This is a genomic window from Bacillus cereus group sp. N14 (assembly GCF_016483555.1).
GTDB lineage: Bacteria > Bacillota > Bacilli > Bacillales > Bacillaceae_G > Bacillus_A > Bacillus_A wiedmannii.
Genome location: NZ_JAEHBQ010000018.1, coordinates 13959 through 35666, shown reverse-complemented (window position 1 = coordinate 35666; position 21708 = coordinate 13959). Strand labels below are relative to the sequence as shown.

Below are 21708 nucleotides of genomic sequence, written 5' to 3'. Positions count from 1 at the left end.
ATCAATGAGAATAAAGCTCCATTAATGAAACTATCACCTTACTTCTCCTGTTTTTGACCAATCCATTTTTCATACAATTTATCGTATTCCCCATTCGCTTTCATATCTTTTAGTAAGCTATTAATCTCTTTCGTCAAATCATCCGCACCTTTTTGCACCGCAATTCCGTACGGCTCATCCGTGAAAATTTTCCCTACAACTTCATAATTCGAATCTTGTTTTGCCATGCCGTAAAGAATTGCATTATCTGTCGTTAATACATCGCCTTTCCCTGCTTTTAACGCTGTAAATGCCTCACTGTAATTTTCAAATTCTAATACAGTCGATTCTGGTGATTTTTGACGAATATTATTTGTAGACGTTGAACCTTTTACCGCTAACACTTTCACACCCTTTTTCACATCATCAATACTTTTAATATCGCTTCCTTTTTTCACAAGTAACGATTGCCCTGCTTTAAAATATACATCTGAGAAATCAACCTCTTTTTTACGTTCTTCCGTAATTGTCATCGTCGCGATAATTGCATCAATATCACCATTTTTCAGTAGTGGAATACGCGTTTTAGACGTTACTTCTTTTAATTCTAATTTCTTTTCATCTCCAAGGATTTTTTTCGCAAGCGCCTTTGCGATATCAACATCAAACCCTTCTACCTGTCCTGTCGAAGGATTTTTCAAGCCAAATAAGTTCGTATCATTCTTCACCCCAACTACTAGTTTCCCGCGCTTTTTAATTTGCTCAACAGCCCCGCCTTGTTTCGTATTCGTTTCTTTCGTCTCATCTTTTTTACTTCCGCATCCAGCAAAAACAAGTACGAATAAACATGAAAATACGATTAACGTAAACAACTTTTTCATTTTAAGCATAAAACTCCCCCTTTAATGATTTAACACTCTTCTTAAAAATAGACGAGCTCTTTCTTGTTCAGGACTTGCAAAAAATTGCGTCGGTGTTGTATCTTCAATAATTTGACCATCATCCATAAACAAAATCCGATCTGCCACTTCTCGCGCAAATCCCATTTCATGCGTGACAACGACCATTGTCATTCCTTCTTTAGCTAGTGTTTTCATAACATCAAGTACTTCCCCAATCATCTCCGGATCAAGAGCAGACGTAGGCTCATCAAATAGCATAATTTCCGGCTGCATTGCGAGCCCCCTAGCAATTGCTACCCTTTGCTGTTGTCCTCCGGATAATTGATGGGGGTATACACTAGCCTTCTCCGGAATTCCTACTTTCTCTAAATAAAACATCGCTGTTTTCTCAGCTTCCTCTTTTGAAACTTTATTTACTTTAATCGGTGCTAGTGTAATATTTTGAAGAACCGTTTTATGTGGATATAAATAAAAATGTTGAAAGACCATTCCAATATTTCGGCGTAATTCATTCATATCTGTTTTTGCATTGTGTACTTCCGTATCTTGTACAATTAATGCTCCATCTGTAATTGTCTCTAACTGATTTATACACCGTAGCAACGTACTTTTTCCTGATCCGGACGGCCCAACAACTACTACCACTTCACCTTTTTTCACTTGTACATTAATATCTTTTAAAACTTGAAAGGTACCATAATATTTATTTACATTACGAAACTCTATCAACATACTCCCCCCTTCCCTTAACAAAGCATGTACATTCTTTTTATATTCAAAAATAGGCAAAAAAATAACTACCTGCCTCATTTTTCCCATAAAAAAAAGCAAAGGGATTTTCCCTTTGCTTTTTCATTTCTATTCCATTAAGATACTTCTTCTTTCTTATCTTTGCCGTATTCATGCTCCCAGAAATCAGCATTTTTAATTCCCAATGGCCCTGGATCGAATACCGGATCTTTTCCTTCTTTTTTCTGCTTTTCATAATCCTTTAATGCGACTAATGCAGGTTTTTGTAATAATAAAATCGCAATGATATTTACCCATGCCATAATTCCTACACCGATGTCACCTAAAGCCCAAGCTGTTGCTGCTGTTTTTATACAGCCGTAGAATACAGCTCCTAAAAATACAAACTTTAGTATCATAGACAGCCAAGGACGGTCTTTATCACGATTTAAGTACGCGATATTCGTTTCTGCAATGTAGTAATACGCCATAATTGTTGTAAATGCAAAGAATAGTAACGAGATTGCAACGAAACCGTTTCCAAATCCAGGAAAAACAGATTCTACCGCTGCCTGTGTATATCCCGGTCCTGGCTGAGCACCATTTAATTTATTTACGATAAAGCTTTTTCCGCTTGCATCAAATACGTTATACATGCCTGTAATAATCATCATAAATGCTGTTGCTGAACAAACAAATAATGTATCAATGTAAACGGAAAATGCTTGCACTAAACCTTGTTTAGCTGGATGTGATACTTCCGCAGCAGCTGCTGCATGTGGTCCAGTTCCTTGCCCTGCTTCATTGGAATAAATACCACGTTTTACTCCCCAAGAAATTGCTAAACCGATAATACCACCGAAAGCCGCTTCTAATGCAAAAGCACTCCTTATAATTAGCATAAATGCTTCTGGCAACTTTTCAATATTCATAGCAACAATAACGCAAGCTACTAAAATATAACCAACTGCCATAAACGGTACGACAACTTGTGCAACGTTAACGATTCGCTTTACCCCACCGAAGATGATAATAGCTAATACAACAACTAATAAAGCCCCTGATACGGTAGTGTTAATTCCAAAAGCTGTTTCTAAACTTACAGCAATACTATTTGCTTGCACACCTGGCAGTAAAAGCCCCGTTGCAAGAATTGTCGCTGCAACGAATACTAATGCATACCATTTCACACCTAAACCTTTTTCAATGTAATAAGCAGGTCCACCACGAAACTGCCCTTGATGTTTCGTCTTATATATTTGTGCTAATGTAGATTCTACATAAGCTGATCCTGCTCCTAAAAAGGCCACTGCCCACATCCAAAATACAGCTCCTGGTCCACCAAATGCAACCGCTGTTGCTACCCCAGCTATATTCCCTGTCCCAACGCGCCCTGATAACGAAAGTGCTAACGCTTGGAATGAAGAAACACCAGCCTCTGATTTTTCTCCTTGAAATGTCAGCTTCACCATTTCTCCTACATGCCTTACTTGTAAAAACCTCGTTCGAATGGAAAAATATAACCCTACTCCTAAACATAAATAAACAAGTGCTGGACTCCAAACAATATTATTTATCCAATTTACGATAGCTTCCAATATTCCCCCTCCTTCTTTATAAAGAATATTCTGAATATATATAAAATTATAAGTGTATACCGAATCTATAACAATATTATTTTAATAAAACAAACATATTTTTGTATAAAAAAACAAAGTATATATTGTTTTATATACTTTGTTTTGAACTGAATGTATTATATATTCACAATCGCTTCTTTTTTTATAATTCTTTCATGAAGTTGTTCAGCTAATTCTCTGAAATGATCTGGCATATCTTTCCCCTTAAACTTCTTTTGAAGTGTACCGTATAAACCAACATCACGTAGACGTAAAAACAACGGTAACGATTCATACCAACTATCCGCCAGTCTGTGCTCATGCTCATAGCCTTTTCGTAACACTTGTAGCTGTTTACGAGAAAAGTCTGTCTTCTCTTCCGCTGTCCACGGTGTAAATAGAACAGAGTAATAGAGAACCATCGCTAAATCATGTATAAAGTAATTATAAGCCGCATCATCAAAATCAAAGATTGTTAGCTCTTTACCATCATAATGAAAATTACCGGGATGGATATCACCGTGCATAAGGCCGAACGTTTCTCTTTCAATTGGAAGAGCCTTTATTTCATCCATTAATACCGCTGCAATCTTTTTCACTTGATCATCTTCTAATTCATTAACAATTCCACTTTCATCTTCTTCCCACGTATCACGATAGTCTGTTTTAGGATAGTTCATTGTTAGGCGATGCAGTTGGCCAATCGCTTTACCCCATGCTTCAAAGTAAGCATCTCCCCAATAAGGCGATCCTTCCCCTTTTACTTGCTCACCTTTTGCATATGTAAATAAAGAAGCGAAAAAGAAAGTTTCATCCTCTGCTCTAATTTCTTCTACAAGATTTTGAGACGCTGAATAAAGAGGCCCTGCTACCTTTGCCCCATTCTCCGCAACATATCGTAAAAAATCTAGTTCAGCTTCGACTTCTTTTTTAGAACGATGAGAAGAGTGTGTTAAACGTAATACGTAATCTTCACCACGATCACCCTTCGCCTTAAAAATATAATTTTCAAAATCTCCAAGCGGCTTCTCTTCCACTGTTACATGAAATGCCTTTGCTGCTCTTGCTAAAATTTCTTTCGTAAAAACTCGTTCTACTGCTATTTCCATCTGTATCCCTCCTATATATCTTCTTAATTCGACATAAATGTGAGAAGTACTGCTATAAAATTGAATAATGCGTGGGCAATCATAGCTGATAAAATAGAATTTGTTTTCTCATATAACCACGCAAATACTACTCCACTTAAAAAATTCACTGGTAATGTGTTATATGTTGGAATATGAACAACGGTAAATATTATGGAACTTATAATCACCCCGCCCCATATGCCATATTTATCACGAAAAAACGTATAAAAAACACCTCGATATAAAACTTCTTCATAGATTGGTGATATAACTGCTGCTCCAATTACCGCGATACAGAACGCGTATATTGATTTATCATTTTGAACTGTTTCCGTTTTACTATTTTCAAAAGAAATACCCATTTTCTCCATTATCATTAATACAGCAATACTAACTATAATTAAAAAAATTAGCGCTACAACTGTCCGTAGGAAATCTCTCCATGAAAGCTTCCGAATTCCAATGTCTTTCCACGACAATTTATATCTTTTTATACAAAAAAGATAAACTACAGTAGTAAATATCACTGCCATTATAAATCCCATTAATACTCCAGCATATAATGCGTTCCCTATTACTTTTAAAGCATAGTCATAAAAAAGAGATTCAACAGTTACTGGAACAATAATAAATACAAACACAAATAAATATAAAATTTCTTTCCATCCCCACATACTTTTCAAAATTATATACACCATCCCTCTACTCCGTGTTTCCTTAAGTATAAAAGATGACGTAACGTAACTTTCAAGCTTATTTTTTTCAAATAATCCAAGCATAATTTTCTCTCAAAACACAAAAAAGGTTGATTCACTAAATCAACCCTTACACTATTAAAAATTTTATTTCTCAATTCTTCATCAATTTATTCTTATATATAACATTTATCTTTATCTCTCTTCACCTTTTGTCTGCATTGAATTGAAAGTCCAATTTAATTTTAATGAATCTCCTTGAAATACATTTTGCTCTTCATTGCTATCTACAAATGTGAACATTACATAGAAAGTATCATCATCACCAGGAGCAAGTCCATTTCCTTCTCGGTCTACAACACCTTTTTGTACAAGATCAGGAATACTTCCGTTTTGCGTAGCTACCTTTAATTCAGATAATGTAGTAGACCAAATTGGAACCTCATTTTTATCCAAATTCCATAAGAAATCGACACGGATATGATCACCAAAATCAGCACTTCCATTATCTCCTTTAGCATCGATTACACTATAATCTGTAAAAAGTTTCACGTCTCCTATCGCTAAAGTTCCTTTGTTAACTAATTGAAAACCGCGTTCCATTTCATCACCTGGTTTAATATTGTCGACATTAATAACAACTTCAGGATTAACACTCAAATCTAAAGTACCCGCTGCAAACGTGTTTTGTGATACTTCCTTATCACTAAAATACGCATATGTCCCCCCGCCAATTAAAGATAAACCAAGCCCTGCAGTTACAACACCCATACCAAGTTTTTTCTTAATACCCATTTCACAAGTCCCCCTATTTTTAAAGTTCAAACTCCAAACCTTATTTCCATCCCACAAACAATACTAATTAACCAACTACCTTGTCCCATATCAAAAGCGAACTAACTTTAAACTAGTTGCTTCATGTACCCAAACAACTATTACTTTTAAAATAACCGGTAATGTTCCTGTAAATCATTACCGGTTATTTTTTAGCCAATCTCATTTCATTTACTATTCATTGTCTGATTGCTTTATTTACCCTAGAAGTTTGCCCACTTATTTTTTAGGTTCTAAACCAATAGAGCGTAAGATTTTATCTAACGTCACTGGCCCTACATTTTCTTTCGGTTTTTGATTTTCTTTAGCATCTGGACCCTTTTTCAAGAAGTTTTTCTCAATAAAACGAATATCCGTTTCATCTACAACACCATCTTGATTTATATCTCCATCTTTTACAGATACTTTTCCTTTTCCATATGACAGAGCTGCTATTCTAGCATCTTGAATATCCACCATTTTATCGCCGTTTACATCACCTGCAAGGTTATCATCCATGTCAGCTCTAAAGTTTTGTCCCACTAATTCTCCATCCTGCATTTTCCCTATTTTTGTTGTTAATTTACTATTTAAATGACCTGGCATTTCTACGAAAATATCATATTCTTTATCGCTTACAGGGACACTACGAATTTCAAATTGTCCGTTATCATCAATCGTTCCTGTATATTTCTTTCCCTCCTTACCAACTGCATACACTTTTGCTCCTAGCTTTGTATAGTCTTTCTTACCTAAATACCCCTCTTCATTTAAGAAAGCTTCCGGACCAATATATCCTGTAACCGTTGAATGTTTCGAGACAATAGCAAAAGATTTATCTTTAAACACAGGAATCTCAGTGCCTTCTGATGCACCAGCTTTTGTATAAGTGAACTTATCTGCTGCAAATGCAGTTAAATCATTAAAATATTCATCACTCGTCATCTCGAATGTAACATCTAAAAATGGTGTATCACCATCTAATCCTTTAAATTCTTTTCCTTCCAATGACGCGCCAACTTTCACTTTGTTTTCCCAAGCTCCTTCTTCACTTACCTTCGGATCTTCTAATTTAAGGTCCAGTCCATGTTGTTTTACATATTCTGCAAGTGCTGGATTTGGTTTCACATCTGTAAATTTAAACAACTGTTTACTATAAGGAATCTCAAATGTACCTGACATAAGTTTTTTCACATTATTAAGATTTAAAGTTAACGTAATTTTTTCTCCTAGTTTAATTTTATCCTTGTCATAGCTTGGGACAGCGTATTCCGTTCCCTCTTTAACAAAGACATAATCTTTAAATCCATTTGCCATATTCCCTGCAGTGGCAAGGTCATATCCAAATAATTTTAAATTTAACGGCTCATTTATTTCCTCTGGAAGTACTCCAAATTTAAAATCACCATTTGCTTGAATTGTATTCAACCAACCTGATGGAAAGGCTGAGTTTTGATAATATACAATTTGATTCGCTTTTTGATCATACTGCAAGCCTTTTGCCTTTAATGCATCTACTGTAGAATCATAAATATTACCATGCACCCATAATGCACGTTGGCCGTCTTCTTCTTTAAACATGGAATCATTGACTTCGTGTATACCAGGTTGTACATCCTTAAATTTCATTTCAGGTATTACATTATCAATGATAATGCTATCGCCTTTTGTATACGATTTTCCTTCTTTATCATATCCAACGAAGTCCAATTCGTAATCTCCATCAGGCAACATAACAGGCTTATCCCCAATTGGGTGAGCTGGATCTCCTGTGAATGGAAATACATACCCTCCCATACCAGAAAACATCATATATTCAACATTCGGTGTTAGACTACTTGCATTAAGTGTACCAACGACTCCTAATGCCTTCCCTGTCTTTCGGTCCTTCACAACTGCATCAATAGTTTCAAGAGGACTATTTAATTTAAATGCCAACGGCGAACTTGGTCTTTCCATAAATGGATGGAATTTAGATGTATCTGTTGCCATTGCATCTCTCAATAAATCTACAGACGCAATCCCTTTTTCTGTGAATTTAACTGCAAATGGTACTTGATATACTTCTTTTTCATTGTTTTTATTTGTAATATGAATATAGCCTTCATATCTACCAAATTCAGCGTTTTCTGGAATGATAATTTCAGGGCTAATTTCCTCTGATGTACCAGGAGCTACTTTAATAGAATCTGATACGTTTAGCTTCACACCATTCTTCGCTGCATCTTGCACACCTACACTTGTAGGTGAAAATTCTACTTCTAATTTAAACTCTTTCCCATCTGTTTTACTGCTGTTCTTAATTAAGACTTTTCGACTATCTTTAATAGGCCCACTTTCAAGTTGATTTTTATACCCAAATGCAATAGAACCTGTTTTTTCTTCAATTTCTACTTCTTCATCGTCTACAACGTTTGATGTTTTATCGATAACCTCAATAGATGTATCTGCATGAACTGCACGATATGCATCAATTCTTCCTGATCCCACCTCAAATACAGAACGCTCTTCTTTTAAATCAACTGCGGTATTCATAAGTGCCTCTTTTACTTCAAATGGACTATAATTTGGATGTTCTTGTAAAATCAGTGCCGCAACCCCTGCAGTATGAGGAGTTGCCATAGATGTACCTGACATACGTCCATACGCTAACGGATAATTTTCTCCATCCTTTGGATCATTAATATATTCAGGAACAGTTGAGAAGATAGACACACCTGGTGCTATAATATCTGGCTTAATATCATCTGTTTTAGTTGCAGGACCACGGGAGCTGAAATCAGCTAAGTGATCTCCCTCTGTTTTTATATTACTAAGTTCTCCAAACGCTAACGACACATCTCCTTGTACAGCTTTTGCTTGTAATTTCTCACCATCTACTTTTGTTAAGCGGAACGATGGAATAGATGAAGTACTTTCCCCAAGATAACTTGTAATTTCCCCATCTACATTGTTATATACAATTACTGCCTTTGCGCCTGCATCCTTAGCATTTTTAATTTTTTCATCAAATGTAATCTCACCTCGTTGGATAAGAACTAACTTCCCTTTTACATCTTTCCCTGTAAAATCACCTAATTTCCCAAGCCCCGCATATACAACCGATAAGGATTGTCCTTTCAAATCTTCAATCTTATCAGTAAAGCTTTTTCCAAGTAGCATCATCTTATCTACATGTACATCACCTGCATCGGCGGAAAACGTTGGAATAGTCATTGCAGCATCACTGGCTCCAACTGTAATGGGAAGTGCTGCTGCACTAGGTGATCCAATGGTACCTTCTTCCGGACCACTATTACCAGCTGCTACTACTGTAACAACACCTGCTAACATCGCATTATTCACTGCGACAGAAGTAGGATATAAAGGATCATTAATAGACGCTCCTAGTGATAAATTGATAACATCCATATCGTCTTTCACTGCTTTATCAATCGCAGCAAGAATACCGCTTGTTTGTCCACTTCCATATGGACCTAATACGCGATATGAATATAAGTCTACATCTGGAGCAACACCCTTCACTGCATAATCCACACTATTCTGTTTGTCTGCAGCAATTGTCCCAGCTACATGCGTACCATGGGATGTATAATATGCACTTCCCTCATAAATCTCAGGATATCCCCCAGAATTTTGCCAATCCTTATACGTTGTCTCCATTGGATCAGCATCATTATTAACAAAGTCCCATCCTTTTATTGAGTTCGGATCTATTTTGCTTGGATCCTCACCTTGTTTTGCACGATATCCTTTATATGCATCTTTCAAATCCGGGTGGTTGTAATCAATACCAGTGTCCAGTACACCTACCTTAATTCCTTTACCTGTTATTTTTTCATCATGCAGCTTGTCCACACCAATTTGCGGTACACTATCTGCCATTTTCGGTTCAACAGCAGTCTTAGCTGTTTCTTTCGGCAAATCAATTTTAACCTCATGATCTTCCCATACGCGCTTAACGATACCGGTACGAACTAAGTCCTCAATCATATTCGCTGGTAAAGAAATCGCTACACCATTAAAAGCATTCTTATATTCTCTTGTTATTTTTGCAGATTTTACATTTGTCCCTTTCTCTTTATTCTTTTGAAGCTGTTCAAGCTCTGCTTTAAATCCTTTATGTGATGCCTCTACCTTTTGTTCCGCATTTGAAAGAGCTACTTTTTTCCCTTTAGCCGCTTGTTTTAATACCTCAATTTTGCTAGGTGCTTGCTTAAATTCTATAATGACATTCACATTATTAGGACTTGCTGTATTGATACCTGGCGAAATAACAAAACCTGGTTTAGTATCTAACGTTTTTAAGGCATTACGTTGTTCCTTGGTAAGACCTTTTAAGATAGCATTTGCATCATCAATTCCAGTTAAAGTAGACGTATTTACCTCTTCCGCTAATACGTTATATGGAATTCCTTGAGACAATAACATTCCAACTGTTAACGTTCCAATAAGAATCTTTCCAAATTTCCCTCGTTTCATATTGCATCTCCCCATTATTCATATTATTTTTTGAAACAAATTGATTCTTACATTCCTACTTAGCGTTGGAAAATCTATCAATCTTAATCTTTTGTATCATGAAAGATTTCCAACACTACTACCATCCCCATACCTTATATAGCTAATCACTCACTTTACTCTTTCTATAGGAGCCCCCCATCATTTATTTCCAACAAAAGATTTTCACACAATGAATTATTAATAGGATTAAAATATAATTCTATTTTTATTATTTCACATTTTGATTATTCCGAAAATTAATCAAAAGGAGTATCTTTTCTCTAAGGATTCTATGCCTACATAGTACAAAAGAACTATCTTGTCATTTATTCTTTGTAATACAGAATAAAGCAACACGATAGTTCTTTGATAGATTTCTTATTTAATCCAACGGAACCAATTGATTTCGAACTGCATAAATCACTGCTTGCGATCGACTTTTCACATTTAGTTTTTTAAAAATTTTATTGATGTGGATTTTAACTGTTTTATCACTAATATATAGAACTTCAGCAATTTCTTTATTACTAAGTCCTTTTACTAGTTCAAATAGAATTTCCTTTTCCCGTTCCGTCAGTTCATTTTCATTTGATTCTACTTTCATCTTTTGCTGATGATATGTAATTAATTTTTTAGTCATACGCGGATGAATAACTGAATCGCCTCGATATAACATTCGAATTGCTGCTACTACCTGCTCTGATGAGGAATCCTTCAATAAATAACCATCAGCACCGGCCTGGAGTGCATCCATTAAATACTCATCATGTTCATACATTGTAAACACAAGTACTCTGCAACTTGGATATTTTTTTTTCACTAACTCTGTAGCTTCAATCCCATTTTTCCCTGGAAGATTAATATCCATCAAAATACAATCTGGTCGGCATTCTTCTACTTTTCCCAATACTCCATCCCCAGAGCTAGCTTCTCCAACCACTTTCATATCAGATTCATCCTCTAGTATGCTCCGAATTGCGTCCCGTAAAAAAGCATGATCATCTACTACTAATATTTTAATCATTTTACGCACCCCTTGTTTGTGAATCTGGAATTAACAGTGTAATTTCTGTCCCTTGCCCTACAGAACTATCAATCTGTAAAGTAGCCCCTAATTGTTCAGCTTGTTCATTCATATGTAATATACCATAATGTGGCTCATTCTTCGTTTTAACCATAGACTCAAATAGTGAAAAACCAACACCATTATCCTTGACCCTTAAAAGTACGTGCTCACTTTGATAGCTGAGTAAAACATCAGTCTTTTCTGCTTGTGCATGTTTTACGATGTTTTGCAAACTCTCTTGTAATGTATCAAAAATAACTCTTTCTTTTGAAAAACTAAGCGCACGTGCATGACCTCTTTCATGATATGTAATATCTAGTTCATATTCTTGTTTTAAAGATTTTATTTTACTTGCTATCGCCTGCTTAAGCCCTAATTGTTGTGTCGGATATGGTTTTAAAGCATAAATAGAATAGCGAACTTCTCCTAGGCTCCCTCTTAAATCTTTTATACTTTTCTCTACTACTTGCTGCATATCTATTGGTTTATCACGGTATTTTTTCTGCGCAGATTCTAGCTGGAATATCACCCCAGCTAATGTTTGTGCAATACCATCGTGAATTTCTCGTGCGATTCTATTTCTTTCTTCTAAGATCATTCTTTTTTTCTGTTCAGAAATCAATATCCTTGTTTTAACAACGTTAGCTAATTGGTTAGAAAATGTAGCTAACGACTGTACATCTTCCGGAAAGAAACCCGCATTTCTACTTTTCCCTGCAACAAACATTCCGACTAATTCACCATTTACTATAAGAGGAAAATATACAAGTGAGCGTATAACACTATCAAATATTTCATCTCCAGGAGCCGTACCAATTTTCCAATCATTAAATACAAGATTTTTAGAAAGTTCCTCAAATGCCCTAAACTTTTCTGAATCATCAGATATATCCGAGCGCACTTTCCCATCTTTTAATAGAATATTCCAGTTCCCATCATCTTTTGTCCATATTACATATGCTTGTATGCCAAAAAACCCTTTCAGTGCTTGTTTAATATGTTTCAAGTTTCCTCCGGTTAATCCTCGACTAATTTCGGTCGTAATAAGAAATAACTCATATAATCGTTCCTTCTCCATCCTTATCCGTACCGAAAAAGAACTAATAACGGAAGTTGCTACAAGTGGAAAAAAGAAAAACAGTACTGTAATCTCGTTTACTTCCACACTATATGTACTAATTAATACGTGCATCAGTGCCGCATAAGAGAAACCAAAAGTTTCGCAAAGAAATACCGTTACAGTTTTTTTATACCACTGATAGATTGAGTATGGCTGCGGAAGGAGTATCATTAATAAATCGTAAAAGCGGTTGTTTAAAAAACAAAAAAACACGCAAAATAATAACAAAGATATTAAATTTTCATACACAGCTGACATAACTATCTTATTAATTAATATGGACATACATTTGTTTGAAAACCATTCGGCCAAGATTAAACTAAGTGCATGCTGAGTACTATTAAATAACATCCTTTGTATCGGTGAACGACGATGCAGGTGAATAATTAGCGTTACGAGTACAATAGCAATAATAGTTATATGAATTCCAAACTGCCAACTCATAGCGTAAATGATCGGAAAGGTAAGCGAGCTAGTTCCTCTCCAAAATCGTACAGGAAAATACTCTGCAATCCCCATAAATAGTAACAACAATATTAGTATTGTTGGATGAGAAGGGATTTTAATTTCAAGTAAAGATATAGTTATAGTAACCAAACCAAGAAAAGAAATAAAATAAAGATAAGTACTAGCAATCTTTTCTCTCATAAAGATAGAATTTACCTCCTTCAAAACAACCCCTTCTTTCTTTATAAAACTTCATTTTCTCTATTATCCAATAAAAAACCGGCACTGGCAAAATGGAAGAACCTCCACTAGCCAATCACCGGCTGTGTACTGTACCTAAAAAGGCAAGACACAATACTAGTATTATAAATCGCTTTTCTTAAATTTCCTATTCATCGAATGATGTAATTATGCATACCGCTAGGTTTACCCCCTTATAGTACAAAAGATATATATTAATATCGCAAATATATACGTTCTTTCCATTCCCCTACTTTTCTAAATAATCCAAGCATAATTTTCTCACAAAAAGCAAAAATTAACAGAAGTAATTTTATTCTAAAAGAGGTGGAAATTATGACAGAGCACAAAGAACAACAAGAGAATAAGAACCAAAAGCATATGTTTCCATCACTTCCGGAGAACATTAATTACATTGAAAATAAACTTTCTCATTCTGATGATATAAAAAAATTAGATCTCCCTTTTCAAAACGGAAAAGGAACAATCTTATATATCGAATCTTTAGCCGACCCAAATTTAATCCACCAATTAGCTCTTGAGCCTTTATTAACTAGGTCGGATTTGTCTTTAGATAAAGCTTTTTCCACATTAAATATGAAAAAAGAAACAAATTTAAATTATGGTGTGCAGCTTTTATTACAAGGTAAATCCTTATATTTTCATGAACACGTCGACAGCTTTTGTATTTTCGAAACAGCTCTATCTTTAAAGAGAGATATAACAGAACCTGATAATGAAGGCATTGTACGTGGACCGCATACTGGTTTTGTAGAAGATTTAGCAACCAATTTAGCTTCTATTCGTAAACTCATAAAAAGTCCAAATGTCGTCGTTAAATATTTCACACTTGGGGAAGAAATGCACACGAAAGTGGCAATTACTTATATGCAAAATATAGCTAATGACGATTTAGTTGCAGAAGTAAAAAGAAGGTTAGAAATGATCAAGACAGATGCCCTTATGCCTCCAGGATACATACAAGAATTTATAGAGGATACGTCTTTCTCACCCTTTCCGCAACAATTAAATACAGAGCGTCCAGATAGAGTCGCAGCAAATTTAATGGAAGGACGAGTTGCTATTTTATCTGATGGAGATCCAACTGCACTTATCGTTCCAGTTACGTTATTTGCTTTCTATCAATCACCAGATGATTATAATAACCGCTGGATTGTCGGTTCTTTCATCCGAATGATTCGCTTAGTCAGTTTCTTGATTGCCTTTCTCTTGCCCGCTATATATATCGCAACAGTTGCTTTTCATCCTGATGTGTTGCCGCTCGAACTTGTTTATACGATTAAAGCTTCATTAGAAAAAGTGCCACTTCCTCCTATTTTTGAAGCTCTCTTAATGGAATTAATCTTTGAATTATTACGGGAAGCTGGTATTCGCTTGCCAAGCCGAGTTGGACAAACAATCGGTATTGTAGGTGGTTTAGTAATTGGTGATGCAATTGTAAAAGCCGGTCTCGTTTCTTATACAATGATTATCGTTGTAGCTTTAACTGCAATCTCATCTTTTCTTGTTCCATCAAACGATATGAGTTCAGCAGTTCGGATTCTTCGTTTTCCATTAATGCTCCTTGCTGCCATATTTGGATATGTAGGCATCTCATTCGGTCTAATTATAACTTTCGTTCATTTATGTCAACTACATTCATTTCATACACCATATCTTTCTCCCGTTGCCCCGATGCGGATAAAAGACATGAAAGATTCTTTCGTAAGACTACCAATTTGGTCGTTTTGGGAACGACCACATGATTCAAAACCGAAAAAAATGCAACGACAACATGTAACGAGAGAGGATGAGAACGGTGACAAACACGCAAAGTAAAATTTCACTTGTTCAATTTACCTTTTTCGTTATTCAATGCCAAATCGGAGTTGGTATATTTTCTCTACCAAACCGTCTTCACCCAATAGCGAAAGGTGGCGGATGGATTTCTGCTCTCATCGCTGGTCTTGCAATTCAACTTATTATTTTACTTATGTGGCTTTTCTTAAAACGATTTCCTGATGCAGATATGTATGAAAGTGTTTGTATGCTATTTGGGAATAAGTTTGGAAAACTATTAGGTTTTGCTTATGTTTTTTATTTTACCCTTATCGGTATGACGGTTATGTTAAATGCTTGTAATGTCATTAAAGTTTGGATATTACAAGCAACTCCTTGGTATGCCACCCTCATGCTATTTACAATAGCTTGTTGTTACATAGCTTATAATACGTTCAAAGTCATCGTACGGTTTTACGTCATGGCTTCTATTCTCATTTTACCAATGGCTCTTTTAATTGCCCTAGGGCTTACACGAGCTGATTTTTCTTACATTTTTCCAATTACAGAAGCCGGATGGTGGAATATTATTCGAGCATCAAAAGAAACCATTACAGCTATGTATGGTTTTGAGATTATTCTCATCGCTTTCCCAAAAGTAAACGGGAATTCTGTGGCAAAACTGAAAGCAATTTCTATCGCTAATGGATTTGTAACTCTTTTTTATACTTTTACTGTTTGGATTTGCTTTATCGTATTTAGTCCAAAACAAATTGAACTTATTCCAGAGCCAGTTGCTTACTTATTACGCTCCTTACATATCGGGATTATAGACCGGACTGATTTACTATTCATTCCAATATGGATGATAACAGTTGTGGCTTCTATTGCAAGTTATTATTGCGCTGCTTCAATCGGAATTGGACATATCTTCAATCTTGCTAATCATAAAAAAGCTGTTCCAATCGTTGGTATTATTGCTTTTAGTATAGCCTTATTTATAGATACACCTGAAGAATTAAAAGTAATTGCAACTTTCACTGATAAGTTCACCTATATTTTCATCGTTGTCCTCCCTCTTTTATTTCTACTTTATTCAGTAATAAGAAAGAAGAAAGGAGAACAGTATGTTCAAAAAAAGAGTTAAATTACTTTTTATATTATGTACTAGTTCCCTCCTTTCTGGCTGTTGGGATCAAGAACCATTAAGGGAGGCAAGGTTAGCTTATAGTATTGGATCTGATATTACGGAAGAGAATAAACTCCAGCAAACGATCGAGCTCGTAAAAAGTTCAAGCGGAGAGCAATCTTCATTCGAAAATGAAATACATTCAGCAACCGGGCATAACATAAGGGATACAAGCGATGCCCTAAAAAAAAATGTGACTGGGAATATTCGCTATTTCAAATATGGTGTTCAATTACTAGGAACCAAAATTCTAAAAAAAGGTATACTACCCTATTTAGATGTCAGCTTTCGTGACCCAACAAACCCAACTGCTTTAGTAAAACTTATTGCAGTAGATGGTGAAACATCCGAGATACTTGAAAAAAAGAAAGTAGGAAATTTACTAATTGGAGATTTTCTAAAGAAAAAAGTGAAAAGCTTAGAAGATATGAGTGTATTTCCAAAAGAAACTTTAGAAACAGCTGCTACAAAAATGCTAGATCCCGGTAAAGACTTTACCCTCCCCTCTATAAAAATAAAAGGAAAAGAAGTAATTACAAACGGGTTAGCTTTATTTAATAATGATAAATTAACTGGGCATTTACCTTTGAAACACTCTGTTTTATTCGTGTTATTAACCGGAAAAATGGGAACAAGTGCCCGTATAACCCAAAAACTTACTAGCGATGAATCAGAGAAGACATCTGATTATTTAACAATGGAAATTAGCAATCGAAAATTAAAACGAGATTTAAAAATAACAACGGATAAAAAAGGAAATGTTTATGCTCACATTAAGCTTCAATTAAAAGTTATAGCGCTTGAAGCTCCGAGAGATAATCTTTACAAAATGGATGAAAGAGCCAAACTAAACAAAGAATTGTCTAAACAGCTTACGAAAGAGGCTAAAAAGATAACGAAAAAGTTACAAAAAGCAAATTGTGATGCTTTCGGGATTGGCAGACATCTTATCGCTTATCATCCTGACTTATGGAAGAAAAAAAATTGGAATAAAGATTATGCAAAAGTAAAATTCAAACCTGAGGTAGAAGTAAGCATTTTGTATAGTGGTGTCTTAAAATAAAAGGTTGTATGCCCCATGGGCATACAACCTTTTTATTTCGTATATCGATATACAATTGATTCATAGGGTCTTAAGTCAAGGTTTGTAATATCGTTGCTTGAATCTTTATAGTTTGACAATAACACTTCTTGCTTCATTCCATCTACTTGAACATGGACTGGTACAGAATACGTTATTTCTTCTCCATAGAAGTTATTGATAACAAGTAATACCTCATCATTTACAATACGTGTATATGCCCAAATCTTAGGGTGATTTTCATCTAAAATAGCATATTCTCCTTCTGTAATTACATCATACGTTTTTCTAAGTTCTATTAACTTTTTATAATGATAAAATACAGACTCTTTATCTTCTAATGCCTTCTCTACGTTTATTTCTGTAAAGTTTTCAGCCACTGAAATCCAAGGTGTACTTGTTGTAAAACCGCTGTTTATCTCTTCATTCCACTGCATCGGAGTACGGGAATTGTCACGAGATTTTTGTTTTAAAATCCCGATAATCTCTTCTTTTGATAATCCTTCTTCTAGCTTTATATCGTATATATTTAACGATTCCACATCACGATATTGCTCAATGGACTCGAATTTAGGATTCGTCATACCGATTTCTTCGCCTTGATAAATGTAAGGTGTGCCTTGCAACATATGCATAGCTGTCGCTAACATTTTCGCAGATTCATTTCGGTACTTTCCATCATCACCGAAGCGTGACACTATGCGAGGTTGGTCATGATTACACCAGAACAACGCATTCCATCCTCCGCCCTTTTGCATTTCAATTTGCCAATTAGACATAATCTCTTTTAATTTAATGAAATCAAAATCAGCTTGCGTCCACTTATCTCCATTCGGATAATCTACTTTTAAATGATGGAAACTAAACGTCATACTTAATTCATTACGCTCAGGGTTTGAATATTTAATACAATTATCAATTGTCGTAGATGACATTTCTCCAACTGTAATTACATCTTTCCCTTCAAAAACATTTCGGTTCATCTCTTGTAAATATTCATGAACGCGCGGGCCATCTGTATAATATTTACGCCCATCGCTTGTCGCCGTACTTCCGTCATCATTTAAGAACTGTTGATCTTTTGAAATTAAATTAATAACATCTAATCGGAATCCCGTTACCCCTTTATCAAGCCAAAAACGCATCATATCATATACTTCTTCACGAAGTTTTTTATTTTCCCAATTTAAATCAGCTTGCGTCTCATCAAATAAATGTAAAAAATATTGCTCTGTCTTCTCATCATATTTCCAAGCAGACCCGCCAAACTTAGATTGCCAATTATTTTTTTCATCACGCCAAATATAGTAATTACGATATGGACTATTTTTATCTTCCTTCGCTTCCTTAAACCACTTATGCTCCGTCGAACTATGATTTACAACGATATCCAGCATAATTTCAATATTACGTGCCCTTGCTTCTTCTAAAAGCTCTTCAAACTCTTCCATCGTTCCATAAGATGGATCAATACTGTAGTAATCACTTACATCGTATCCATTATCATTTTGTGGTGATTGGTATATCGGTGTTAACCAAATATAATCTACTCCGAGTTCTTTTAAATAATCTAGTTTCTCTGTAACCCCTTTTATATCACCGGTTTCTTTATTGTAATAGCTATTAAAGCTCTTCGGATAAATTTGATAAACTACACTTTTATGCCAATCCTTCATGTTTAACTTCCTCCTACTTCTGTTTTACTCGTTTTGCAAATAACCATGTTAACGTAAATGGGATTACAACTGCGATAATCATTCCTACAATAAATATTGGAATCGATTTCGGAATGATAGAAATAAATGCTGGTAATCCGCCAATTCCGATAGCGGGTGCTAATACACCATTTAACGTAATAAATATAGCTGCAATAGCCGATCCTATAATTGCTGCATAGAATGGGAATTTATTTCGTAAGTTTACACCAAACATAGCTGGCTCTGTAATACCGAAATATGCTGAAATTGCTGATGTAGATGCCATGCTTTTATCATTTTGATTTTTAGAAATCCAGAACATCGCAAGTGCCGCACTACCTTGCGCAATGTTAGAAAGAGCAATCATTGGCCAAATGAATGTACCACCGTGCTGTGCAATTAATTGTAAGTCGATAGCAATAAACATATGATGCATACCTGTAATTACAAGCGGTGCATATAATGCTCCAAACAATACTGCTCCAACTACTGGTACTGTTTCATATACACCTACTAATCCAACTGTTAATAAATCTCCAATATGACGTGTAACCGGACCAATAATCCCTAATGCTAACACACCTGTTACGACAATCGTTGTAATTGGTACAACTAATAATTGAATTGCATTTGGTACATGTTTCTTTAAGAAGATTTCTACTTTACTTAGTACGAATGCTGCTACTAAAACCGGCAAGATTTGACCTTGATACCCTACCTTTTCAATTTGAAATAATCCTAAAATATCGAAGTACTCAATCTTTTGTCCATCTAAACCAGTTGCTGCTTTACCATAATCCCACGCGTTTAATAAGGCTGGATGCACAAGCATTAATCCCATAACAATCCCTAATATCGGACTACCACCAAAACGCTTCGTTGCTGACCAACCGACAAGTGCTGGTAAGAATACGAATGCTGTATTCGCCATCATATTAATTAAATCCCAAAGCCCACTTAAGTTTGGATATACATCTAATAAATTTTTACCTTCAAAAAATAAGTCCTTCGCTCCTAATAGATTGTTAATTCCCATTAGTAAACCAGCTGTTACGATCGCTGGTAATATCGGCATAAATACATCTGAAAATACTTTTACAAACTTTTGAACTGGGTTTAACTTTTGGTTTCCAGAGTCTTTCACGTCAGCTACTGTCGCTTCCTTCATACCTGCAAGCGTTATCAATTCTGCATATACTCGATCAACATCTCCTGGACCAATTACAATTTGAAATACTCCAGCGTTATGAAACGCTCCCTTCACTAATGAAACAGACTGCAATTTATCGTTATCTATTTTACTTTCATCTTTTAAAGCGATACGGAGCCTCGTTACACAGTGCGCAGCTTGTTCAATATTGTCTTTCCCACCAATATACTGCAACACTTCCTCTGCTGTTTGACGATAGTCTTTCCCCATATTCCCGTCCCTCTTTTCTTTTTTTGATACCGTTTACAATTACATATTAACTCGTATATATAAGTTAGTCAACACTCGTATATACGAGTTTGTGATTTTTTTATAAAAAAAGAGATGAAACGTTATTTCGTTCCATCTCCTTATTTTCTCCGCGCCACATCCGAAAAATGAAAAATATCTAAACGATGGCGTGATTCTGTATATTCGAACTGACTTCCATCATAAAAATGCGTAAAGTTTTTCACAACGACAACATAGTCTGTTCCATTTAAATCTAAATACTCTCTATCGTCCTCTGTACATGGCTGCACTTCAATTACCCTCTGTGAGTAACTAATATGAAGACCTAATTCTTTCTCAATGTATTTATAAATGGATTCCGCTGCAATTTTACTCGTTAATCCAGGAATATATTCCGATACAAAATGATTAATATCCAAAATTACTTTTTCTCCATCAATATTTCGTACTCGTTTAATATGATCTATTTCTGTTTTCTCTTTCACATTTAATAGCTTCGCAACTTCTTTTGTCGCTTTTACTTTCTCCATTTCCACGACTTCTGTAATACAATGGCGTCCTAAACGTTCATTTTCTTCTTGGAAACTTACAATACCACCAAAGTTGAATTCAATGTTTTTTCGCTTTAAAACAAAAACACCTTTTCCATGTATTTTTTGAACATATCCACGCTCTTGTAATAAATCTACAGCTTTTCTTACCGTACCGCGGCTTGCTTCATACTGCTTCATTAATTCAGTTTCGGATGGGATTTTGCATCCCTCTTTTAATTGCTTATTATCAATAGACTTACTGATTTCTGTATAAATTTGTTCATACTTACTCATCATCTACAATAGCCCCTTGTCACCTTCTAATTCTATATGTATTATACCATGCTACACTCTTCTGCCAATCTCTCACTTATTTTCCAGTATAGGAAAAATACAGGAAAATATTTAATCTCTAAAACGTATTTTTATAAAAATTTTTATATTTTTCTTTTCATTCAAAAAAACATGTAGTATACTAACTTCAAAATCAGAGGAGAAAGGGAGCAAAGAACTATGCTTACTTATACAACAATTGTAGTTACATTTGCACAAAAACATCATCATCATACGTAACCCTTGAAACCTAGCGGAAAAATTACGCGTAGGTACAAGGGTTATTCCCGTTGTACCTACGTTAGGCGAAGAGCCATGTAGGTATTTTTTATCTACATGGCTCTTTTTTTATTGCCAAAAAGCTAGTAAAAAATGATGTTTAAGCAAAACTTACTACAAAGGAGTTAACAAA

Annotated in this window: 15 protein-coding genes; 3 read left to right on the top strand and 12 right to left on the bottom strand. The window is 35.2% G+C overall.

Going from position 1 to position 21708, the window contains the following annotated elements:
• Window positions 1-38: 38 nt before the first annotated feature.
• The 9 genes from glnH to JDS82_RS21660 form a co-directional block, all read right to left on the bottom strand.
• A complete protein-coding gene (glnH, locus tag JDS82_RS21700; RefSeq protein WP_199713932.1) occupies window positions 39-869 on the bottom strand; it encodes a glutamine ABC transporter substrate-binding protein GlnH in 831 nt (276 codons plus the stop codon).
• A 12-nt stretch (window positions 870-881) separates the two neighbouring features.
• Window positions 882-1700, bottom strand: coding sequence for an amino acid ABC transporter ATP-binding protein (locus JDS82_RS21695; protein ID WP_346011120.1), 819 nt, complete (start codon window positions 1698-1700; stop codon window positions 882-884).
• Window positions 1701-1747: 47 nt separating this feature from the next.
• The gene (locus JDS82_RS21690) at window positions 1748-3208 is read right to left on the bottom strand and encodes an alanine/glycine:cation symporter family protein (protein WP_000387483.1); all 1461 of its coding nucleotides are present in this window, start codon (window positions 3206-3208) and stop codon (window positions 1748-1750) included.
• Window positions 3209-3366: 158 nt separating this feature from the next.
• Complete coding sequence (locus tag JDS82_RS21685) at window positions 3367-4338, bottom strand: phosphotransferase enzyme family protein (protein WP_199713931.1); 972 nt, start codon at window positions 4336-4338, stop codon at window positions 3367-3369.
• Window positions 4339-4361: 23 nt separating this feature from the next.
• Window positions 4362-5048 (bottom strand): CPBP family glutamic-type intramembrane protease, encoded by a 687-nt coding sequence (locus tag JDS82_RS21680; protein WP_199713957.1) that lies wholly within the window; start codon window positions 5046-5048, stop codon window positions 4362-4364.
• Between the two features lie 201 nt (window positions 5049-5249).
• Entirely contained in the window at window positions 5250-5849 is a 600-nt protein-coding gene (locus JDS82_RS21675) for a TasA family protein (RefSeq protein WP_000511544.1), read from the bottom strand.
• 258 nt (window positions 5850-6107) lie between these two features.
• Window positions 6108-10349 (bottom strand): S8 family serine peptidase, encoded by a 4242-nt coding sequence (locus JDS82_RS21670; protein WP_199713930.1) that lies wholly within the window; start codon window positions 10347-10349, stop codon window positions 6108-6110.
• A 403-nt stretch (window positions 10350-10752) separates the two neighbouring features.
• Window positions 10753-11394 (bottom strand): response regulator, encoded by a 642-nt coding sequence (locus tag JDS82_RS21665; protein ID WP_000590676.1) that lies wholly within the window; start codon window positions 11392-11394, stop codon window positions 10753-10755.
• 1 nt (window position 11395) lies between these two features.
• A complete protein-coding gene (locus JDS82_RS21660; protein WP_199713929.1) occupies window positions 11396-13228 on the bottom strand; it encodes a GAF domain-containing sensor histidine kinase in 1833 nt (610 codons plus the stop codon).
• Between the two features lie 351 nt (window positions 13229-13579).
• Here JDS82_RS21660 and gerKA point away from each other — a divergent pair, with 351 nt between their 5' ends.
• Genes gerKA through gerKC form a run of 3 tightly spaced genes read left to right on the top strand, consistent with a single transcriptional unit; the run spans window position 13580 to window position 17274 of the window.
• The gene (gene gerKA, locus JDS82_RS21655; RefSeq protein WP_199713928.1) at window positions 13580-15082 is read left to right on the top strand and encodes a spore germination protein GerKA; all 1503 of its coding nucleotides are present in this window, start codon (window positions 13580-13582) and stop codon (window positions 15080-15082) included.
• A complete protein-coding gene (locus JDS82_RS21650; RefSeq protein WP_199713927.1) occupies window positions 15063-16169 on the top strand; it encodes a GerAB/ArcD/ProY family transporter in 1107 nt (368 codons plus the stop codon). The genes gerKA and JDS82_RS21650 overlap by 20 nt, the downstream gene beginning before the upstream one ends.
• Complete coding sequence (gerKC, locus tag JDS82_RS21645) at window positions 16150-17274, top strand: spore germination protein GerKC (protein WP_000474032.1); 1125 nt, start codon at window positions 16150-16152, stop codon at window positions 17272-17274. Before JDS82_RS21650 ends, gerKC begins: the two co-directional genes overlap by 20 nt.
• A gap of 32 nt (window positions 17275-17306) precedes the next feature.
• Here the strand turns inward: gerKC and treC are convergent, their stop codons facing one another.
• The 3 genes from treC to treR all read right to left on the bottom strand — a co-directional run bounded on the left by treC (window position 17307) and on the right by treR (window position 21260).
• Complete coding sequence (gene treC / locus JDS82_RS21640) at window positions 17307-18968, bottom strand: alpha,alpha-phosphotrehalase (protein WP_199713926.1); 1662 nt, start codon at window positions 18966-18968, stop codon at window positions 17307-17309.
• Window positions 18969-18981: 13 nt separating this feature from the next.
• Entirely contained in the window at window positions 18982-20409 is a 1428-nt protein-coding gene (gene treP, locus JDS82_RS21635) for a PTS system trehalose-specific EIIBC component (RefSeq protein WP_000513961.1), read from the bottom strand.
• Between the two features lie 140 nt (window positions 20410-20549).
• Entirely contained in the window at window positions 20550-21260 is a 711-nt protein-coding gene (gene treR, locus JDS82_RS21630; protein WP_000987246.1) for a trehalose operon repressor, read from the bottom strand.
• Between the last annotated feature and the right edge of the window lie 448 nt (window positions 21261-21708).

Bases quoted from the DNA above. Each gene is read 5' to 3' on its own strand.
- gerKC (WP_000474032.1), top strand. From the start codon at position 16,150: ATGTTCAAAAAAAGAGTTAAATTACTTTTTATATTATGTACTAGTTCC.
- JDS82_RS21695 (WP_346011120.1), bottom strand. From the start codon at position 1,700: ATGGGAAAAATGAGGCAGGTAGTTATTTTTTTGCCTATTTTTGAATAT.
- treC (WP_199713926.1), bottom strand. From the start codon at position 18,968: ATGAAGGATTGGCATAAAAGTGTAGTTTATCAAATTTATCCGAAGAGC.
- JDS82_RS21685 (WP_199713931.1), bottom strand. From the start codon at position 4,338: ATGGAAATAGCAGTAGAACGAGTTTTTACGAAAGAAATTTTAGCAAGA.
- JDS82_RS21675 (WP_000511544.1), bottom strand. From the start codon at position 5,849: ATGGGTATTAAGAAAAAACTTGGTATGGGTGTTGTAACTGCAGGGCTT.
- treR (WP_000987246.1), bottom strand. From the start codon at position 21,260: ATGATGAGTAAGTATGAACAAATTTATACAGAAATCAGTAAGTCTATT.
- JDS82_RS21670 (WP_199713930.1), bottom strand. From the start codon at position 10,349: ATGAAACGAGGGAAATTTGGAAAGATTCTTATTGGAACGTTAACAGTT.
- JDS82_RS21665 (WP_000590676.1), bottom strand. From the start codon at position 11,394: ATGATTAAAATATTAGTAGTAGATGATCATGCTTTTTTACGGGACGCA.
- treP (WP_000513961.1), bottom strand. From the start codon at position 20,409: ATGGGGAAAGACTATCGTCAAACAGCAGAGGAAGTGTTGCAGTATATT.
- glnH (WP_199713932.1), bottom strand. From the start codon at position 869: ATGCTTAAAATGAAAAAGTTGTTTACGTTAATCGTATTTTCATGTTTA.
- gerKA (WP_199713928.1), top strand. From the start codon at position 13,580: ATGACAGAGCACAAAGAACAACAAGAGAATAAGAACCAAAAGCATATG.